Raw genomic sequence first — 16,788 nt, forward strand, 5'->3', positions numbered from 1 at the left:
ACTTGATGAATGCCGACAAAAATAAAGGCCATGATTGTACTCTGTTTATTCTGAAATTTCACGATTTGAGAGACTTTCTTCTACTTGATAATCTTTCAAATCGGCCCATTTTCTGACCCAAGGTTGCTCAAAACGATACTCCTTAACCAATTGCGCCGCCGCATTCGAAGCCAATTTGCTACTGCTATAGTGACCAACGAGGACAACCCATCGCTGTTTATACTTTGCGACTCGAACGCCCTCGACATTCTCAAGACTCTTTAATGTCGAACGCAGGGTATCTAGCTGAGCAACACTCGCTATTTGTACGGTATAACCTTTGAGTGGCTTTTGCGGTTCCAAAACTGTTTTATCAACCTTTGCCACCACTGGCGCTGGGGACTGAACACCTACCGTTTTAGCTTGAGGCTCTGCATCCACAGTTGGCTCATCACCACCAAAAGACTTGCTACTCACTTCACCAACACTCACTAAGGCTGCATCATCAGGCTCAGGATGTGGTGCCTCACCATGGAATTCACTTAATGGATCGACAGCCGGTTCTGTTTTGGCTTTGGATGTTTCTATTTCGTTAACTGTCACGGGTACGGCGGCAAACTTTAATTGATCAGCGCGCAGAGCAAAATAGGGGGCTAAGATTTTTTGCCCATAGGACAAGAAAACGGGGGAATCTATCGCAGGAAAAGTCGCAGTCTCTAGGGCTTGCTCTTCAGAAAATGGTTGAGTAACACCAAGCCAAATACCTAGCGCTAACAACATGCTCACAGCTGTCACCATCACAGCTTTATATTTCATCCAAGAAGATGTTTTCTCTTGCGGGCTATGCAAGGCTTTATCTAACAGATTGACCACTTCTTGCGGCGTACCCGTTTGCTTCTCAAGCTGACTGCGTACGATTTCCCTTGGCGTAAAAGGGTTTTGATCGCTGTATCTCAGCAATGTTTGATACAAAGCTTCACGCTCTGGCATGGTTAACGGCTCAATACTGATAGGCAATATTTGCCGCCGCAATGGCTCGGGTAATTGTGGCAATAGGTCCGCTAAGAATGCCGGTGGAACCGTGAGCGTGACGGCAATATTCTTACCCGCACACTGGATCTGATTGAGAATAATACACTCAGCCCAGAGCGCCTTAGGTAATAAATGCGCATCATCGATAATAATATGTAAAGGTTTAGTTTGCGTACTCGCAAGCCGCAACAGCGTATCGGCGAGGGGAATGTCGTCGTCAAAAATAGGGGATGAAATTAGCTGGACTAGAATTTTGCGGCGTATCTCAGCGTTATCGGCATGCATAGGACAAATCACAAATGCCGCATTTGACTCGTCAAAATCGGTCGCTAATCCGGTAACTAAGGTCGTTTTTCCTGAACCGCTGACACCAGAAAGCACCAGCAGCTGATCGCTATAACTGGCAACATGATGCATTCTTTGTATGAGGGCTTCCTGAGAAGGAAGCAAGACAGAACCCTGAAACGTCACTCGCCCACCACACAGTTTTTATGCGCAGCGAATAACCTGTTCAAGGGTAGATTCTGTGACTTGACTAAACACATCCGCGCGGCCTATTGCCGTTGGGAGCACCAGTCGAATCTGACCGCCTAAAACTTTTTTATCGCGTCGCATATGTTGAATGAAACTGTCGAAATCCATAGATTCCGGCGCACTCACTGGAAGATCAAAAGCTTGTAGTAACTGTATGATACGACAAACTATTGACTCATCGATAAGCCCCAGTGCCTTAGCTGTTTTAGCAGCAAGGACTGTGCCAGCTGACACGGCTTCACCATGCAGCCAATTACCGTAGCCCATTTCGGCTTCAATCGCGTGACCAAAGGTATGACCCAGATTCAACAAAGCACGCACGCCCTGCTCAGTTTCATCTTGGCTAACCACATCGGCTTTAATCTCACAGCAACGAGAGATAGCATAAACTAATGCTTCGGCATCTAAGGTTTTTAGCGCCGTTACATTATCTTCAAGCCATTGAAAAAAATCAGCATCCCACATGATGCCATACTTGATGACTTCCGCCATTCCCGCCGCAAACTCGCGCGCTGGAAGCGTATGTAAACATAAAGTATCGATAAGCACGATTTGTGGCTGATAAAAGGCCCCAATCATGTTTTTACCAAGAGGATGGTTAACAGCCGTTTTACCGCCGACGGAAGAATCCACCTGCGACAATAAAGTTGTCGGAATTTGAATAAAATCGATCCCACGTTGATAACATGCCGCGGCAAAGCCCGTCATATCACCAATCACGCCGCCACCCAAAGCCACCAGCACAGAATCTCGACCATAGTTTTGCTGCAGCAATGCAGTAAAAATAGTATCTAGATGTGCTAAGTCTTTGAATTGTTCACCATCGGGAAGGATAACACTCTCTACCTCACCAAACGAAGCCATCGTCTCTTGTATCTGTTTAAGATACAAAGGCGCGACAGTTTCATTGGTGACGATAAGAATACGTTTTTTAAGCAGGTAGCGAGACAAGGTCTCGCCATCACTCATCAAATTCTGGCCAATGTAAATGGGATAACTACGTACACCTAAATCAACCTGAATTTGCTTCATAAATTCTGCCTAAAAACCTAATTGCTCAATGATCTGATTTGCGACGATCTTTGCGCTTTGATCATCGGTTTTGACAATCACATCGGCAATTTCTTCGTACAATGGATTACGGATCTCTGCAAGATTCTCCAACACTTCTCGAGGATCATCCACTTGCAATAATGGGCGTCGCTTGTCTCTTTGAGTACGAGCAACCTGTTTGTCGATAGTGGTTTCCAGGTAAACCACAATGCCACGAGCAGACAGATGATTACGGATATCTTTGCTTTGTACTGAACCACCACCGGTGGCAAGGACGATACCTTGTTTCTCAGACAAATCAGCAATAACCTGAGCTTCACGACGACGGAAGCCTTCTTCACCTTCGACGTCAAACACCCAAGCAATATCAGCGCCTGTGCGTTGTTCAATCTCTTGATCCGAATCGTGGAATTCTAAATGCAGCATTTGCGCCAGATGGCGACCAATTGTGCTTTTACCTGCGCCCATAGGGCCTACCAGAAAAATATTACGTTTTTCAGCCATTTCTTGTACGTCTGAATCTTATTGAAAAGTATGCCTATATCGACTCAACATCAAGCCGACCTATATGTTACCTTGCTCTTATGAGACTTGACCGAGGATTATCTCAGCTTAGGGTCTACTATGGCAAGCCATGTGCGCTATTTATGCAAAGAATTGTATTCCAGTAATAATAAAGCCAGCAATCACTGCTGGCTTTAGTCGATACATAGCAAGTGCTTAGATCTTCTCACCGACTATTTTGGGGGTTACGAAAATAAGTAGCTCTTGACGCTCATTTTTGTCTGTTGTGTTCCTAAACAGGAAACCGACTAAGGGAATGTCACCGAGAATAGGGACTTTACTCACCCGGCTGATCAAGTTTTGCTGATAAATACCACCAAGGACTATGGTTTCACCGTTATCAACTAGCACTTGAGTGCCAATACGTTGGGTATCGATGGCGACTGCGGGACCCGTTGGTGTGTCAACCGTCTTGCCCTGAGAGTCTTGGGTGATTTCCAAATCTAAAATAACGCGGTTATCAGGTGTAATTTGTGGAGTAACACGCAAGGACAACACGGCTTTCTTAAAAGTGACCGAGGTTGCACCACTTGAAGTCGACTGCACATAAGGGATCTCCACACCCTGCTCAATATAAGCCGCCTTTTGGTTAGAGGTAGTAATACGAGGGCTGGCGATAATTTCACCTTTATTTTCTTGCTCTAACGCACTCAATTCCAAATCAAGAATAGTACCATCTGCCAACTTAGCAACGTGGAATGCGATACTTGTTGGATTGGTCACTGCCGCAGGCAAATTAACGTTCAAACGCTGGTCAGGAGTTGGAATGATGCCGTTGGCAATACTCTGAGCACCTTCTAATGTACCAGAGGTTCCCTTACTGCCCTGCTGATCCGTTACGCCCCAACGTATGCCTAAGTCTTCAGAGACATCATCTTTGACTGTTACCATACGTGACTCGATCAGCACTTGGCGAATAGGGATATCGAGTACTTCGACTAAACGATGGATGTTCTCAATCGTTTCTGCCGTATCTTTCACAAGTACAGTGTTGGTACGTTCATCGACCGCGACTGAGCCGCGTGGCGAGAGTAAACTAGAATCTGCGCTTTTAAGCAGCTCAGCAATATCGATCGCTTTGGCATAGTTAATTTGCAAGTACTCAGAATACAAAGGTGCTAGCTCTTTAACTTCTTGCCTATTTTTGAGATTTTGGCTTTCACGAATAGCCAACTCTTCGCTCGGTGCCACCATTAAGATGTTGCCTTCGATACGCTTATCTAGGCCTTTGGTTTGTAGAATCAAATCTAATGCTTGGTCCCAGGGCACATCATCCAATCTCAAGGTGATGTTGCCTTCAACAGTATCACTCGTGACTAAGTTAAAATTGTTATAGTCAGCAATGATCTGCAAAACAGTACGTACAGGGATATTTTGAAAGTTAAGCGACAAAGTACGGCCATTGTATTTTTTAACATCTTTCTTGGCGGCAACTCTCTCAACTTTATTCATCGAGAGTCTAAAGAGATTATCCTCTTGCTTGTAACTGAACTCATATTCCCCAGCAATATCAACTAAAATGCGCGTTGTTAGATCTTCTTTAAATGTCTCGAAGCTTTTTACTGGTGTTGAAAAATCTTTCACATCCATAACATAAAGCAGATCACTATTAATATCAGTGTTATATAACTTAACTTCGAGTTTAGCGCCCACTTGCTCAACGTTAACGGCAACCGAGCGGTTATTCAAATAGACTAATAACTCACCGCCACCATTTTCATTACGACGAAAATCGATATTTTTAATGCTGTTAACGAAGGGATTTTCTGCCTGAGTCTGAGCGCCTGCAACCTCATCATTAATAGTGAGTCGATATGAGTTGCCCATGACTGAACCTTGGTAAGGTTTCACTTTGGACATACCTAAGGTGACTTTAAGACGAGTATCTTGCTGCTCAGTCATCATGTCAGTTACACCGACTTGATTAATGGGTAAGCGATCCTTAGATAAACCAGAAATACTATTATCAAAGGTTAATACGAGCTCTGCAGGCGAGGCATTAGAGTCAATAACTGGCGGAGTGACCGCTTCTTCAAATACCAACTCTAGCTCTAACTGGTGGTCAACCAAGGCATGGTACTTAACATCCATTAATCGGTTTGCAGCATAACTCGATGGCAAAATTCCAAATACCAATGCGATCCCAATAACAGACTTGATTAAGCCTGAAGAAATTAACGGGACTTTTATCGCGGCAGAAGATTTCATTATTCCCTCATCCTTCGCTCGTTATTCTCCAGAAAGTTCTAAATTGCTCGTCCTTTCGGACCAACAACCTGAACCATCTGGAATTAATTCTACTACTTCGACATTTTGTGAAGTAACTTTAGAAATGCGTCCATTAAACAGACCTAAATACTCACCAACGCCCATCCGATAAACACTGCCGTCATTTGTTTCAACTAACGCCCAAGTTGTATCGGCTTCACTTAAGGTGCCACGCATTTTTAAATTATCTAAAGGATAAGTTTCTAATCGTCCTTTTCGACGCTTTAAGTCCGGTTGTAAACAATCTTTGCTGGTATCAACAACTTCTTCCGTTAACTCACGTGAAGGTGGTACAAAAGGGCTACGCATTAACTCGGCTTGATAGGCAAAGTGCTCAAATCTTGGCGGCTCTTTCAAGGGCGGGATATGAGCAACGTGTTGCGCTTTGGTTGTAGTAACAAATAGCTCTAAATCACTACGATCGCCAACACAACCCATTAAAAAAAGACTCAAGGCTAACAAAGGTAAGAATTTCATTATTTCTTCCCCTTATTAGCAGGTTTTTCAGGTGGTAATTCAGCCCCTTCTTTAAAGCGATATGTCTTGGCTAAGATATCCATTGCTAAGTTGCCGGCTTCATCTCGCTTAATGGTAAAATCATGGAGGCTAACGATACGCGGCAGCTTAGCGACACCACTCACCATACTACCTAGCTGATGGTAATCTCCCGTCACAGACATTTTAATTGGAAACTCAATATAGAAATCCCGCTGAATTTCGGGCTCCCAATTCAAACTATTAATTTTGAGTCCTGCATCCGTAGCCACAAAAGTTAAATCGTCTAGCAAACCTGGCATTTCATTTTCAGAAGGCAGCATCTTCAGTAACTCTGCAAACTGCACTTCCATCGTCGCTAGCTGATCTCGGTAGAGTTTTAAATTTGCCGCAAGTTGATACTTATTCTTGAAATCATCTCTAAGCTGCACTTCTTTATCTTGCTCTGCGGTATAAATATCTACCGAATCGGAGACGACCAAGAAATATCCCGCAGCAAAAACACAGAGTGCTAAAAGGATCGCGAAAAAGGTTTTAACTTGATTTGGCCAACCACCAATATTTTCAAAGTCGATATCATTAAATTGACTTAGATCGAGTTTCATTTACTCGCTCCTTTTGTCATTTTCTCAGGCTCATCTACACTCGCGCCTTTAATAGTGACTCTCAAACTAAAACGCTGTAACTGCCGTAACTCTTCATTTTGGGTCACGATCGATTGCATATTAGGATCGGTTAACCATTCGGAAGTTTTCACCTTTCGCATCATGTTGGCGACGTTATTGTTCGATTCACTACGCCCTTCAATCAGCAACAAACTGCCCTTTTTCTCTAGGCTAGACAGATATATTCCTGGAGGTACTATTCGAACAAGCTCATCTAACACGTGAGTAGGCAAATTACGGGATTGCTGTAGATTAAGAATAATTTCTGTACGCCGCTCAATGTCTTTCTTACGTTCTGTAATTTTCTTGATCTCAGAAATTTGTGTTTCAAGCAGACTGATTTCCGACTGCAAATAAGCATTACGTGCTTTTTGCTCATCTGTCATAACATCTAATAAAGATACTGCGACATAGACTAAAATAGCCGACGCTAAAAATACTGCCGCTAAAATACCAATATAGTCGCGCTTTTGTTTTTCTCTCGCCTCTTCTCGCCAAGGGAGTAGGTTTATGTTCGCCATTGACCGTAACTCCTCAATGCTAAGCCACAAGCAACCATATATTTGCTGATTGTAGGTTGCAGCGCACTTTTAACCGACTCATCGGCATGCAAACACCCTTGAAAAGGATCGGCGATAATAGTGTGAACACCCAATTCATTCGTCAGTAAATTAGCCATACCTTCTAATTTAGATGTTCCACCGCATAATACGAGGTAGTCGACTTTATCTTTACCGCTGGAAGTGCAATAAATCTGTAGCGTACGTTTTATTTGTTGTAATAGCTGAGTTTGAAAAGGTGACAAAACTTCAAACATATAATTTCGTGGTAAGTCGCCTTCAATCTTTGCTTTCTCTGCTTGATCATAAGACATGCCATAGAAGGATAATATTGACTGAGTAAATTGCTCACCACCGAAAGCTTGCTCACGAATAAAAGTCGTCTCACCCGATTCAACCACAGAGAAAGTTGTCATATTCGCGCCGATATCAACCATAGCGACGGCTTTATGTTTCGCTCCTTCTGGAAGCTGGGCCAGAATTAACTCGGCAGCTCTACCTAGAGCGTAACCTTCAACATCCACCACTTTAGCCTCAAGTTCAACGCTATCCAGCGCATCGACTCTGACATCAATATTGTCAGTGCGGCATGCGCTCAACAGCACATCAACTTTAGTAGGATCGGTACTGTTTACGTTTAGCGTTTCAAAATCTATGCTAACTTCATCGAGTGAATACGGAATAAGGTTATCGGCTTCAATTTCTATCTGTGCCTCCATTTCTTCCTCACTAAGGGAGGCATCCATGTAGATCACTTTCGTCATCACAGCAGAACCCGAAACAGAAACAGCGGCATATTTAACGGATTTAGGCAGGCTACGTTTTATTTGCTTAAGGCATTCAACAACGGCATCAGCATCACGAATATCATGATCGTTAACGGCCCCCTTCTTAATGGGTACCGCGGCATGACTCAATATTTTGTATCCGTCAGCAGTCTTACTCAACAAAATGGCCTTAACTTCATGGGAACCGATATCGATTCCCACCATCTGCGGAGCCTGACGCTTCCATAAATTTGAAAGCATATCCATTGTCACTTTTTTATTTATATTTCAGTAAAAGAGATTAGCACAAAATCAACTTGTTATACTTACTTGTATCGAATGTTTCATCATTTTACAAATGCTATTTTATGAGTCTCACGTTTTTACTTCACCAAGACGTGTGCGCCTTATATACTGTCGCACTTAACAGAACATTAGGATAAATTTTGGTGAAGTGGTTAAAACGTATTGTTATAGCACTATTCAGTCTAGCCCTTTTGGGCGTAGGCGCCATTGTGGCAGCATACTTTTATGTTTTGCCGGATTTACCGGATGTTTCAACACTAAAAAATGTGCAACTTCAAACACCTTTACGTATTTACAGTAGTGACGGCAAACTTATTTCTCAATTCGGTGAGAAACGTCGCATTCCACTAACGTTAGACGAAGTGCCAAAACCTCTGCTACAGGCGTTTATCGCAACCGAAGATGCCCGCTTTTATGAACATGGTGGTATAGATCCTGTTGGCGTGCTTCGCGCCGCATTAGTGATGTTGACCACTGGCGAGAAAAAGCAAGGTGCGAGTACGATTACCATGCAGGTCGCACGTAACTTCTTCTTAACCCGAGATAAGACTATTATTCGTAAAGTGAAGGAGATTTTTATCTCCTATCATATTGAAGAGTTACTCACCAAAGATGAAATTTTAGAGCTCTACGTAAACCGCATTTACTTAGGCCAACGGGCCTACGGTGTTGGGGCTGCTGCGCAAGTGTATTTCGGTAAAAACGTGCAGGAACTCAGCTTATCTGAACTGGCCGTTATTGCAGGCCTACCCAAGGCGCCCTCTACACTCAATCCAATCACGTCACCTTCGCGTGCATTGGCTCGCCGTAATGTCGTCCTCATGCGGATGAATGAAGTCGGCTACATCAGCCAAACCGAATACCAAACGGCACTACAAGAGCCATTGGTGGCCAGATATCATGGCGCTGAAATTGATCTGTATGCCCCTTACATTTCTGAAATGGCTCGGGATTACATGGTACAGAAGTACGGTGAAGAAGAGGCCTATACCAATGGCTACAACGTCTATACGACTATCTCATCGGATCTACAACTTAAAGCTCAACAGGCACTGCGTAATAACGTCTATGCCTATGATGAACGCCATGGCTACCGTGGTCCTGCTGCCGTGTTGTGGACGGACGAAAAACCTGAACCTGCTCAAATCAAAACTGAACTAGCCAAGATTGCTTCAGTACAAGAATTGCAACCCGCCGCAGTCATCAGCATTGCAGATCAGCAAGCAAGTATAATGACCGCCAAAGGCGAAACTAAAGTCATTACTTGGGATGGATTGAAGTGGGCACGTAAGTTTATTACTGATAAGCGTCAAGGTAGTGTACCGAAATCAGCTTCTGACATACTCAAGGTCGGCGAGCGTATTTGGATACGTGATAACGGCCAATATTTGCAACTATCGCAAGTACCAGAAGTCGCCAGCGCAACAGTATCACTCGACCCCAAAAATGGTGCTATTCGCACTTTAGTTGGTGGTTATAGCTTTAGCCAAAGCCAATACAACCGAGTGACTCAAGCGAAGCGTCAATTAGGTTCGAATATTAAACCTTTCATCTATGCCGCAGCATTAGAGAAAGGCTTTACCTTAGCGACCCTCATAGACAATGCGCCAATTAATAAACCCGATATCAGCCAAGGCACTGCATGGCGCCCTAAAAACTCACCCGATATCTATGGCGGCCCCACTCGTTTACGTGTGGGTTTAGCGCAATCTATTAACGTTATGTCTGTGCGTGCAATGCGTCATGTCGGACTCGACGAAACCATTGCTCAACTCGTTGAATTTGGTTTTGATCCTAACGACTTACCTCGCAACGAATCGATTGCATTAGGTTCGTCTTCAGTCACGCCATTGCAAGTAGTTACTGCATTTAACGTATTTGCTAACGGCGGTTTCTTACTCGAACCTTTCTATATTGATCGCGTAGAAGATGCTTACGGCAATGTTATCGAAAAAGCGAACCCTACATTGGCCTGTAAGCCTAGCCAACCAGTTACACCGAGCGACTCTATAGCGTTCAGCGTAAGTGGAGACTCTGGTGCTGAGCCTAGTGCACCTGTTGCGCAGTGTTTCGATCAAACCGGTCGCTACGCTCCGCAAATTATTTCAGAGCAAACGGCATTCCTCATTACCGAAGCACTGAAGAGCGTGATCTGGGGCGGCGGCGATTGGAGTAAAGGCACGGGTTGGCAAGGTACGGCTTGGCGCGCAGCAAAATTGATTAAGCGCCATGATATTGCAGGTAAAACGGGTACCACAAACGAATCGCGCGACACTTGGTTCAGTGGTTTTAGCCCAGTCATCACTAGCACTTTCTGGGTCGGTTTCGACGATCACGGTCGCCAACTGGGCAGAACCGCATGGAATGCAAACGGCGAAAAAGATCAGATAACTGGCGCCGAAGCGGGTGCGAAAACAGCTGGTCCGGGCTGGAACGAGTTTATGAACAGTGTCTTACAAGGCACACCTGAAACAACCTCGATTCCACCAGAAGGCATAGTTTCGGTACGCATCGATTTAGCGACGGGTAAACTTACTCGAAAAACCGACTATACCAGTGCGTTCGAGTACTTTATTTCAGGTACAGAGCCGAAGGAATACATCAGCGAAACTCAGGATGAAAACAATTTATTCATCGATGCACCAACCGATGATTTATTCCAATAAACAAATGCTAAAAATTCATTACCACTAATTGTGGCCCAATAAAAAACGCGACCTAATGTCGCGTTTTTTATTGGCTTGAATTGTGGATTTGAATAACTCGCTAACGTACTTTCTTGGCCGCAATCGCCTGCTGAATTTGTGGCAATGCAGTACCACCGAGCACGTCACGTTTCGCTAAACAAGCTTCAATAGTCAGGTTTGGATAGACATCATCTTCAATGATAGCGGCAAAAGTTTTTAATTCGGCCAAGGAGAAATCCTCAAGCGGAATTTGCTTCGCTATCGCAGCAACCACGACTTCACCCACAACATGGTGCGCCTCACGGAAAGGCATGCCTTTAGACACGAGATAATCCGCAAGCTCAGTAGAATTTGCATAACCTTGCTGTGCCGCTAACAGCGCATTAGGGCGATTGACCTTCAAACCTGACAACACTAACGCCGCCATATCGAGGCAAATTGCCCAACTATCGACCACGTCAAACAGGCCTTCTTTATCTTCCTGCATATCTTTGTTGTACGCCAAAGGTAGCGCTTTCATCGTAGTGAGAATGCCCACTAAGCTGCCATAAACCCGGCCAGTTTTGCCACGGATAAGCTCTAATGCGTCTGGATTTTTCTTCTGTGGCATCAGGGATGAACCCGAAGTCACTTCATCACTCAGGGAAATAAAGTTCGCTTCACCTGAGTTAAAGAAAATCAAATCTTCAGCCATACGGCTTAAGTGCATCATGCTGATCGATGCGGTTGAACAAAGCTCTACCACGTGATCTCTGTCTGATACGCTATCTAAGCTATTCAGCGTTGGCGAGGCAAAATTCAGCGCCGCGGCCAGAGCATGTCGATCCATCTTATAAGCTGTGCCTGCTAATGCTCCAGAACCTAAAGGACAGGTATTCGCGCGGGTTAACGCATCGCTTAAACGGCTGATATCCCGCTCAGTCATTTCCACATACGCTAAACACCAGTGGCCAAATGTCACAGGTTGCGCGCGCTGCAAGTGAGTATAACCAGGCATTACCGCATCAAACTCACGTTCTGCCAACGCCAGTAATTCAGCATGTAAGCCTTGAAGGCGCGCGAGTAATGCTTTGCCTTCGGATTGACACCAAAGCTTTAAATCGGTGGCAACTTGATCGTTACGGCTACGGCCAGTGTGCAGTTTCTTACCGAGATCGCCCACTTTAGTAATCAAAGCCGACTCGACGAAACTGTGAATATCTTCGGCGCCCGAGGCAAGAATAATCGCCGGATCGCCCTGCACTTCCACCAGCAAGTCATTAAGCGCTTTTTTCAAGTCGCGGCATTCAGTTGCCGAGATAATTCCCACGCTGGCAATCGCATCCGCCCAAGCAATGGAGCCGACCACATCCTGTTCGAACAAGCGATAATCCACAGGCAACGAATCGTTGAATAATTTGAATAGCGCGCTCGTTTCGCCCTGAAATCTTCCACCCCATAAAGCCATGCTAACTCCCCTTACTCACTGCTTATTTGAAATCGACTCATCTGAATCAAAAACTCAATCAAAACCTAAAAACAAAAAAGGGCGCTAGGCGCCCTTTTAAACGACCTCTTACTTAGACTTTACATCATTAGCGTTGAGTGCGCGGATGCGGCTCGCTAATGAGTACAAGCGGATAAAGCCTTCTGCATGTTTTTGATCGTACACTTGATCTTCACCGAAGGTGGCAAACGCTTCAGAGTACAAGCTGTTGGGTGAACGTTTCTTCACTGCGCTCGCTTGGCCTTTGTAGAGTTTTACCACAACTTCACCGTTAACTGATTCAGCCAGTGACTCAGATGCTGCCAGCAGTGACTTACACAGTGGCGTGAACCAACGGCCGTCATACACTAAATGCGCCATTTGTGCGGCAACTTGCTCACGCCAGTTACGGCTAGTCTTGTCGAGTACAAGCTCTTCAATCGCACGTAGTGCTGCGAACATCACAGTGCCGCCGGGTGTTTCGTAACAACCGCGAGACTTCATGCCGACTAAACGGTTTTCGGTAATGTCGATACGACCCACACCGTGTGGCGCAGCAATGGCGTTTAATGTCATCAGTGCAGCATAAGGCGTTAGGGCTTCACCATTCACTTTAGTGATACGGCCATGTTCTACTTCTAGCGACACATATTCAGGCTTGTTCGGTGCATCTTCAGGATCGGCAGTCAGTGTCCATACGCCTTTGCTTGGCTCGTTCCATGGATCTTCTAACTCACCACCTTCATGGGAAATATGGAAAGCGTTGGCATCACGGCTATAGATTTTAGTCGCTGACGCTGACGTCTTGATGTCACGTTCAGCTAAATAGGCCAGCAGATCTTCACGGCTCTGCATAGTCCATTCACGCCATGGTGCAATCACTTTTAAATCAGGTGCTAATGCGGCGAAGCAACCTTCGAAACGCACTTGGTCGTTCCCTTTACCAGTACAACCGTGGCACAGAGCATCTGCGCCCACTTTACGAGCCACTTCAACTTGCGCTTTAGCAATGATAGGACGCGCCATTGACGTACCGAGTAAATAAGTGCCTTCGTAAATCGCACCGCTCGCAATCGTTGGGTAGATATAGTCTTTAACGAATTCTTCTTTTAGATCGACGATATGACATTCAGAAGCACCTGAAGCTAAAGCTTTTTCAGTCAAGCCAACCAGCTCTTCTTCGCCTTGGCCGACGTCGGCGCAGAATGCGATGATTTCGCAGTTATCGTAGTTTTCTTTTAACCAAGGAATAATGGCCGAGGTATCTAGACCACCTGAATAGGCTAAAACCACTTTTTTCACGCCAGTATTTTTTATCTCGATAGACATCTTAAATTCCTATGACTCGTTTCTCACCTAGGAGAAAACAGGCTGCTAAACAGGGTTAATTTAACTAAATAAGGTTACCAGTACCGCATTTTGGGCATGCATCCGATTTTCGGCTTGTTGCAGAATTAAGGATCCTGCACCGTCCATCACTTCATCTGTTACTTCTACACCACGGTGGGCGGGCAAACAATGCATAAAAAAGTTAGCGCCCGCTTTCGCCATCAGAGCTTTGTTTACTTGGTATGGTGCAAACTTCGCTTTGATATCCGACAAAGGCGTTGGATCGCCCATTGAAATCCAAGTATCAGTATAAATAGCGTCGTGACCTTCAATCGCATCGATATCTGAAGTCAGCACTATCTTGCCGCCATATCGTTTGGCGAGCTCTTGCACTTCTGCCACTACGTAGCCATCAGGAAAGTGACCCGCAGGGCAGATCACTGTCATGGTGGCACCGAGAATAGCCGCACAGTACATCAGCGAGTGAGTGACATTATTACCATCACCAACATAAGCTAATTTAGCTTTACTGACATCCTCAAACTGCTCTGCCAGTGTTAAAAAGTCAGCTAAGGCTTGGCAAGGATGATAAAGATCCGACAGCGCATTGATCACGGGCACAGAGCCGAACTCGGCTAATTGTTCGATAGTGGTGTGTGAATAGGTTCTCGCCACAATTGCGTCGGCCCAACATGACAGGTTAGAAGCAAAGTCAGCAACCGATTCCCGTTTTCCCAGTTCACCATTTTGCTGGTCTAGGTATAAACAGTGGCCACCGAGCTTATTAATACCGATATCAAAGCTAACGCGTGTTCTGAGTGAGGGCTTTTCAAATAACATCACCACACTCTTGCCATCCAGCGCATGACGATACTCAGCCGGATTGGCTTTGATCGTTTTTGCCAAGGCAATTAGATCCTGTAACTGCTGCTGGGTTAAGTCTTTTATCGATAGTAAATGCTTCATAACCTACTCCACTTATGGTTGGATTTGTGTTCCTACGGCTTCACCTTTTGCTAATGCGATTAATTGGCTTGCATCACGCCACGAGGCAACTTGTACCGCCTGCCCCATCCACTGTGCTACTTCGAGCGCAGCTTCAACTTTGACCTTCATTCCCTTTTCGATCACACCTTGCTTAACAAGGTCTGCTATCTGCTTGCCATTTAAACTATGGATGAGCTGGCCTTTACCATCGAGCACCCCAGAAACATCCGACAGCAGCACTAACTTGCCGCCCACTAATTTAGCTAAGGCCGTCGCCGCTTGGTCAGCATTGACGTTAAGCATTTGACCATCGTCCATCATGGCGATAGAGCTACAAATCGGCATCCAACCTTGCTCGAGGATAAACTTAAGATAAGTGCCATCGTTTGGCGTGACTTCGCCAACAAGGCCTAAACGCTCATCTTTAATCTTAGCCGAAACAGTATTGCCATCGGCAAGACTCATACCCACACTCACAATGCCAGCCTTAGTCGCTGCGCCTTGAAGGATTTTGTTCGAAGTGCCAGCAAGTGCGCCGGCAATAATCGGCATTTGCTCTGGCGGAGTCACACGTAAACCTTCTAACTTGACGGTCTCCATACCATTAGCCGCTAACTGCTCATCCACCAGACAGCCGCCGCCATGTACCATCAACACTTGCTGACCATTGGCTAACATAGCCGCAGCCGTATCCATCAATCGCGCCATCCCCATTTCACATTGCAGCAGCGCGCCGCCCACTTTAAGCACTAATACTGAGTTGTTTGTAGACATCTTGACGACTCTCTTAAATAAGGATGAACAATTAAAGGTTAAAATGAATCTTTATGCATTGCAGCGCTTGGCTGGCAGCACCTTTCATCAAGTTATCGATGGCACTGGCTACCACTAAGTAACCGCTATTCTCATCAAACTTCCAACCTAAATGGCAGTTGGGTGTCAGCACCACATCGTCTACTTTCGGGAACTGATTGTGCTTTACGGTTACCAATGGCGCCTTGTCATACACGCTATAGGCCGCTGCCACATCGGCAGTCGTAGTGCCTGGTTTTAGCTGCACGGTAATGGTCGCTAAAATGCCACGCTTAAAGTTGCCAAGGTGCGGGGTAAATATCACTTCTTGACCAAGCTGAGTGGCGATCTCGGGTTGATGTCTGTGGCCTAATACGCCGTAGGGTGTCAGGCTAACTTCACAAAAACTGGTGTGTAACTGCGCTTTACGGCCCGCACCTGTTACGCCGCTCACGGCATTGATCACCGGATAAGCCGATGTCAGTAAACTCGCTAGCGGTTTTAACGCTGTCAATGATGCGGTCGGGTAACAACCTGGCACGGCAATCATCTTAGTCGCAGCGATTTCTTTAGTATTCCATTCGGCAAGGCCATACACGGCTTTGGCTAAAACTTCAGGATATTCATGCTCAAAGCCATACCACTTCGGATATTGCGCCACATCGCTAAAACGATAAGCACCGCTTAAATCGAATACCGCTAACCCTTGGCTATAAAACCAAGCCGCTAAATGCAGGCTCACCGAGTGCTCAGTCGCTAACACCACGGCATCGGCTTCGGCAACGATTTTTACCTTAGCTTCATCGGACAATGGCGACAGCGTTAATGCGATATGGCTATAGCTAGGATACAAATCCGCTAAAGGCTTACCTTTATCTAAACTGTTTTCAGAAACATACAACCCTTGAATCGTCAGTTCTGCTTCTGCATGGATTAAAGCGGTCAGTTGCGCGCCTGTGTAACCACTGGCACCAATAATGGCGATATTTTTCATGTTTTTTGTCTTATTAACCGAATCAAAGAAACTTAAAGAGTAGATGAATAGCTTACACGCAACCGCGCATATCTATGATGACAAGACTATCGTCGCAGGAAATCGTAATAGGTTGTTATTTTATTCACTGTCAGGCTAATACTGTACATCATGATATTCACTCTACAGGTCACAGGGGGTGACTCATCTCAACTGATGGCTAGACTACCACAAAGATCTAATTATGCAATATATGTGAATATATATTTTTAATTTATTTTCATATTTTAAGCTCAAACTGGAATATCGAAGACACGCCTCCCATTCAGCTA

14 protein-coding genes are annotated in these 16,788 nt (G+C 45.2%); 1 reads left to right on the forward strand and 13 read right to left on the reverse strand.

Annotation, left to right across the window (positions count from 1 at the left end; genetic code table 11):
* Window positions 1–45: 45 nt before the first annotated feature.
* The 8 genes from RA178_RS20760 to RA178_RS20795 form a co-directional block, all read right to left on the reverse strand.
* Complete coding sequence (locus tag RA178_RS20760; RefSeq protein WP_306683682.1) at window positions 46–1,482, reverse strand: AAA family ATPase; 1,437 nt, start codon at window positions 1,480–1,482, stop codon at window positions 46–48.
* A gap of 18 nt (window positions 1,483–1,500) precedes the next feature.
* The gene (gene aroB / locus RA178_RS20765; RefSeq protein WP_113941457.1) at window positions 1,501–2,577 is read right to left on the reverse strand and encodes a 3-dehydroquinate synthase; all 1,077 of its coding nucleotides are present in this window, start codon (window positions 2,575–2,577) and stop codon (window positions 1,501–1,503) included.
* A gap of 9 nt (window positions 2,578–2,586) precedes the next feature.
* Window positions 2,587–3,102, reverse strand: a complete 516-nt coding sequence (gene aroK / locus RA178_RS20770) for a shikimate kinase AroK (RefSeq protein ID WP_006083542.1) — start codon at window positions 3,100–3,102, stop codon at window positions 2,587–2,589.
* Window positions 3,103–3,318: 216 nt separating this feature from the next.
* Window positions 3,319–5,370 carry a type IV pilus secretin PilQ gene (locus RA178_RS20775; RefSeq protein WP_113941458.1) on the reverse strand — a complete coding sequence of 684 codons (2,052 nt, stop codon included), beginning with the start codon at window positions 5,368–5,370 and terminating at the stop codon, window positions 3,319–3,321.
* 21 nt (window positions 5,371–5,391) lie between these two features.
* Entirely contained in the window at window positions 5,392–5,907 is a 516-nt protein-coding gene (locus tag RA178_RS20780; RefSeq protein WP_105250537.1) for a pilus assembly protein PilP, read from the reverse strand.
* Entirely contained in the window at window positions 5,907–6,530 is a 624-nt protein-coding gene (locus RA178_RS20785; protein WP_263186317.1) for a type IV pilus inner membrane component PilO, read from the reverse strand. Before RA178_RS20785 ends, RA178_RS20780 begins: the two co-directional genes overlap by 1 nt.
* Entirely contained in the window at window positions 6,527–7,111 is a 585-nt protein-coding gene (locus RA178_RS20790) for a PilN domain-containing protein (RefSeq protein WP_105250539.1), read from the reverse strand. The genes RA178_RS20785 and RA178_RS20790 overlap by 4 nt, the downstream gene beginning before the upstream one ends.
* A complete protein-coding gene (locus RA178_RS20795) occupies window positions 7,099–8,178 on the reverse strand; it encodes a pilus assembly protein PilM (RefSeq protein ID WP_105253014.1) in 1,080 nt (359 codons plus the stop codon). The genes RA178_RS20790 and RA178_RS20795 overlap by 13 nt, the downstream gene beginning before the upstream one ends.
* A 188-nt stretch (window positions 8,179–8,366) precedes the next feature.
* On the opposite strand from RA178_RS20795, the gene RA178_RS20800 reads away from it, so the two are divergent.
* The gene (locus tag RA178_RS20800; RefSeq protein WP_286991458.1) at window positions 8,367–10,889 is read left to right on the forward strand and encodes a penicillin-binding protein 1A; all 2,523 of its coding nucleotides are present in this window, start codon (window positions 8,367–8,369) and stop codon (window positions 10,887–10,889) included.
* 100 nt (window positions 10,890–10,989) lie between these two features.
* On the opposite strand, the gene argH is transcribed toward RA178_RS20800, so the two are convergent.
* From argH to argC, 5 genes are all read right to left on the reverse strand, one after another.
* Complete coding sequence (gene argH / locus RA178_RS20805; protein ID WP_306683688.1) at window positions 10,990–12,357, reverse strand: argininosuccinate lyase; 1,368 nt, start codon at window positions 12,355–12,357, stop codon at window positions 10,990–10,992.
* A gap of 108 nt (window positions 12,358–12,465) precedes the next feature.
* Window positions 12,466–13,704 (reverse strand): argininosuccinate synthase, encoded by a 1,239-nt coding sequence (locus RA178_RS20810; RefSeq protein WP_173248114.1) that lies wholly within the window; start codon window positions 13,702–13,704, stop codon window positions 12,466–12,468.
* Window positions 13,705–13,764: 60 nt separating this feature from the next.
* Window positions 13,765–14,670 carry an ornithine carbamoyltransferase gene (locus RA178_RS20815; RefSeq protein ID WP_212601372.1) on the reverse strand — a complete coding sequence of 302 codons (906 nt, stop codon included), beginning with the start codon at window positions 14,668–14,670 and terminating at the stop codon, window positions 13,765–13,767.
* A 12-nt stretch (window positions 14,671–14,682) separates the two neighbouring features.
* Window positions 14,683–15,465, reverse strand: a complete 783-nt coding sequence (gene argB / locus RA178_RS20820; RefSeq protein WP_212601371.1) for an acetylglutamate kinase — start codon at window positions 15,463–15,465, stop codon at window positions 14,683–14,685.
* Between the two features lie 31 nt (window positions 15,466–15,496).
* The gene (gene argC / locus RA178_RS20825; RefSeq protein WP_212601370.1) at window positions 15,497–16,477 is read right to left on the reverse strand and encodes an N-acetyl-gamma-glutamyl-phosphate reductase; all 981 of its coding nucleotides are present in this window, start codon (window positions 16,475–16,477) and stop codon (window positions 15,497–15,499) included.
* Window positions 16,478–16,788 lie beyond the last annotated feature (311 nt).

This window comes from Shewanella oncorhynchi (assembly GCF_030848765.1).
GTDB lineage: Bacteria > Pseudomonadota > Gammaproteobacteria > Enterobacterales > Shewanellaceae > Shewanella > Shewanella oncorhynchi.

Coding starts and splice junctions, on each gene's coding strand:
- argB (WP_212601371.1), bottom strand. CDS start 15,465: ATGTCTACAAACAACTCAGTATTAGTGCTTAAAGTGGGCGGCGCGCTG.
- RA178_RS20785 (WP_263186317.1), bottom strand. CDS start 6,530: ATGAAACTCGATCTAAGTCAATTTAATGATATCGACTTTGAAAATATT.
- RA178_RS20780 (WP_105250537.1), bottom strand. CDS start 5,907: ATGAAATTCTTACCTTTGTTAGCCTTGAGTCTTTTTTTAATGGGTTGT.
- argH (WP_306683688.1), bottom strand. CDS start 12,357: ATGGCTTTATGGGGTGGAAGATTTCAGGGCGAAACGAGCGCGCTATTC.
- RA178_RS20815 (WP_212601372.1), bottom strand. CDS start 14,670: ATGAAGCATTTACTATCGATAAAAGACTTAACCCAGCAGCAGTTACAG.
- RA178_RS20810 (WP_173248114.1), bottom strand. CDS start 13,704: ATGTCTATCGAGATAAAAAATACTGGCGTGAAAAAAGTGGTTTTAGCC.
- argC (WP_212601370.1), bottom strand. CDS start 16,477: ATGAAAAATATCGCCATTATTGGTGCCAGTGGTTACACAGGCGCGCAA.
- RA178_RS20795 (WP_105253014.1), bottom strand. CDS start 8,178: ATGCTTTCAAATTTATGGAAGCGTCAGGCTCCGCAGATGGTGGGAATC.
- aroK (WP_006083542.1), bottom strand. CDS start 3,102: ATGGCTGAAAAACGTAATATTTTTCTGGTAGGCCCTATGGGCGCAGGT.
- RA178_RS20775 (WP_113941458.1), bottom strand. CDS start 5,370: ATGAAATCTTCTGCCGCGATAAAAGTCCCGTTAATTTCTTCAGGCTTA.
- aroB (WP_113941457.1), bottom strand. CDS start 2,577: ATGAAGCAAATTCAGGTTGATTTAGGTGTACGTAGTTATCCCATTTAC.
- RA178_RS20790 (WP_105250539.1), bottom strand. CDS start 7,111: ATGGCGAACATAAACCTACTCCCTTGGCGAGAAGAGGCGAGAGAAAAA.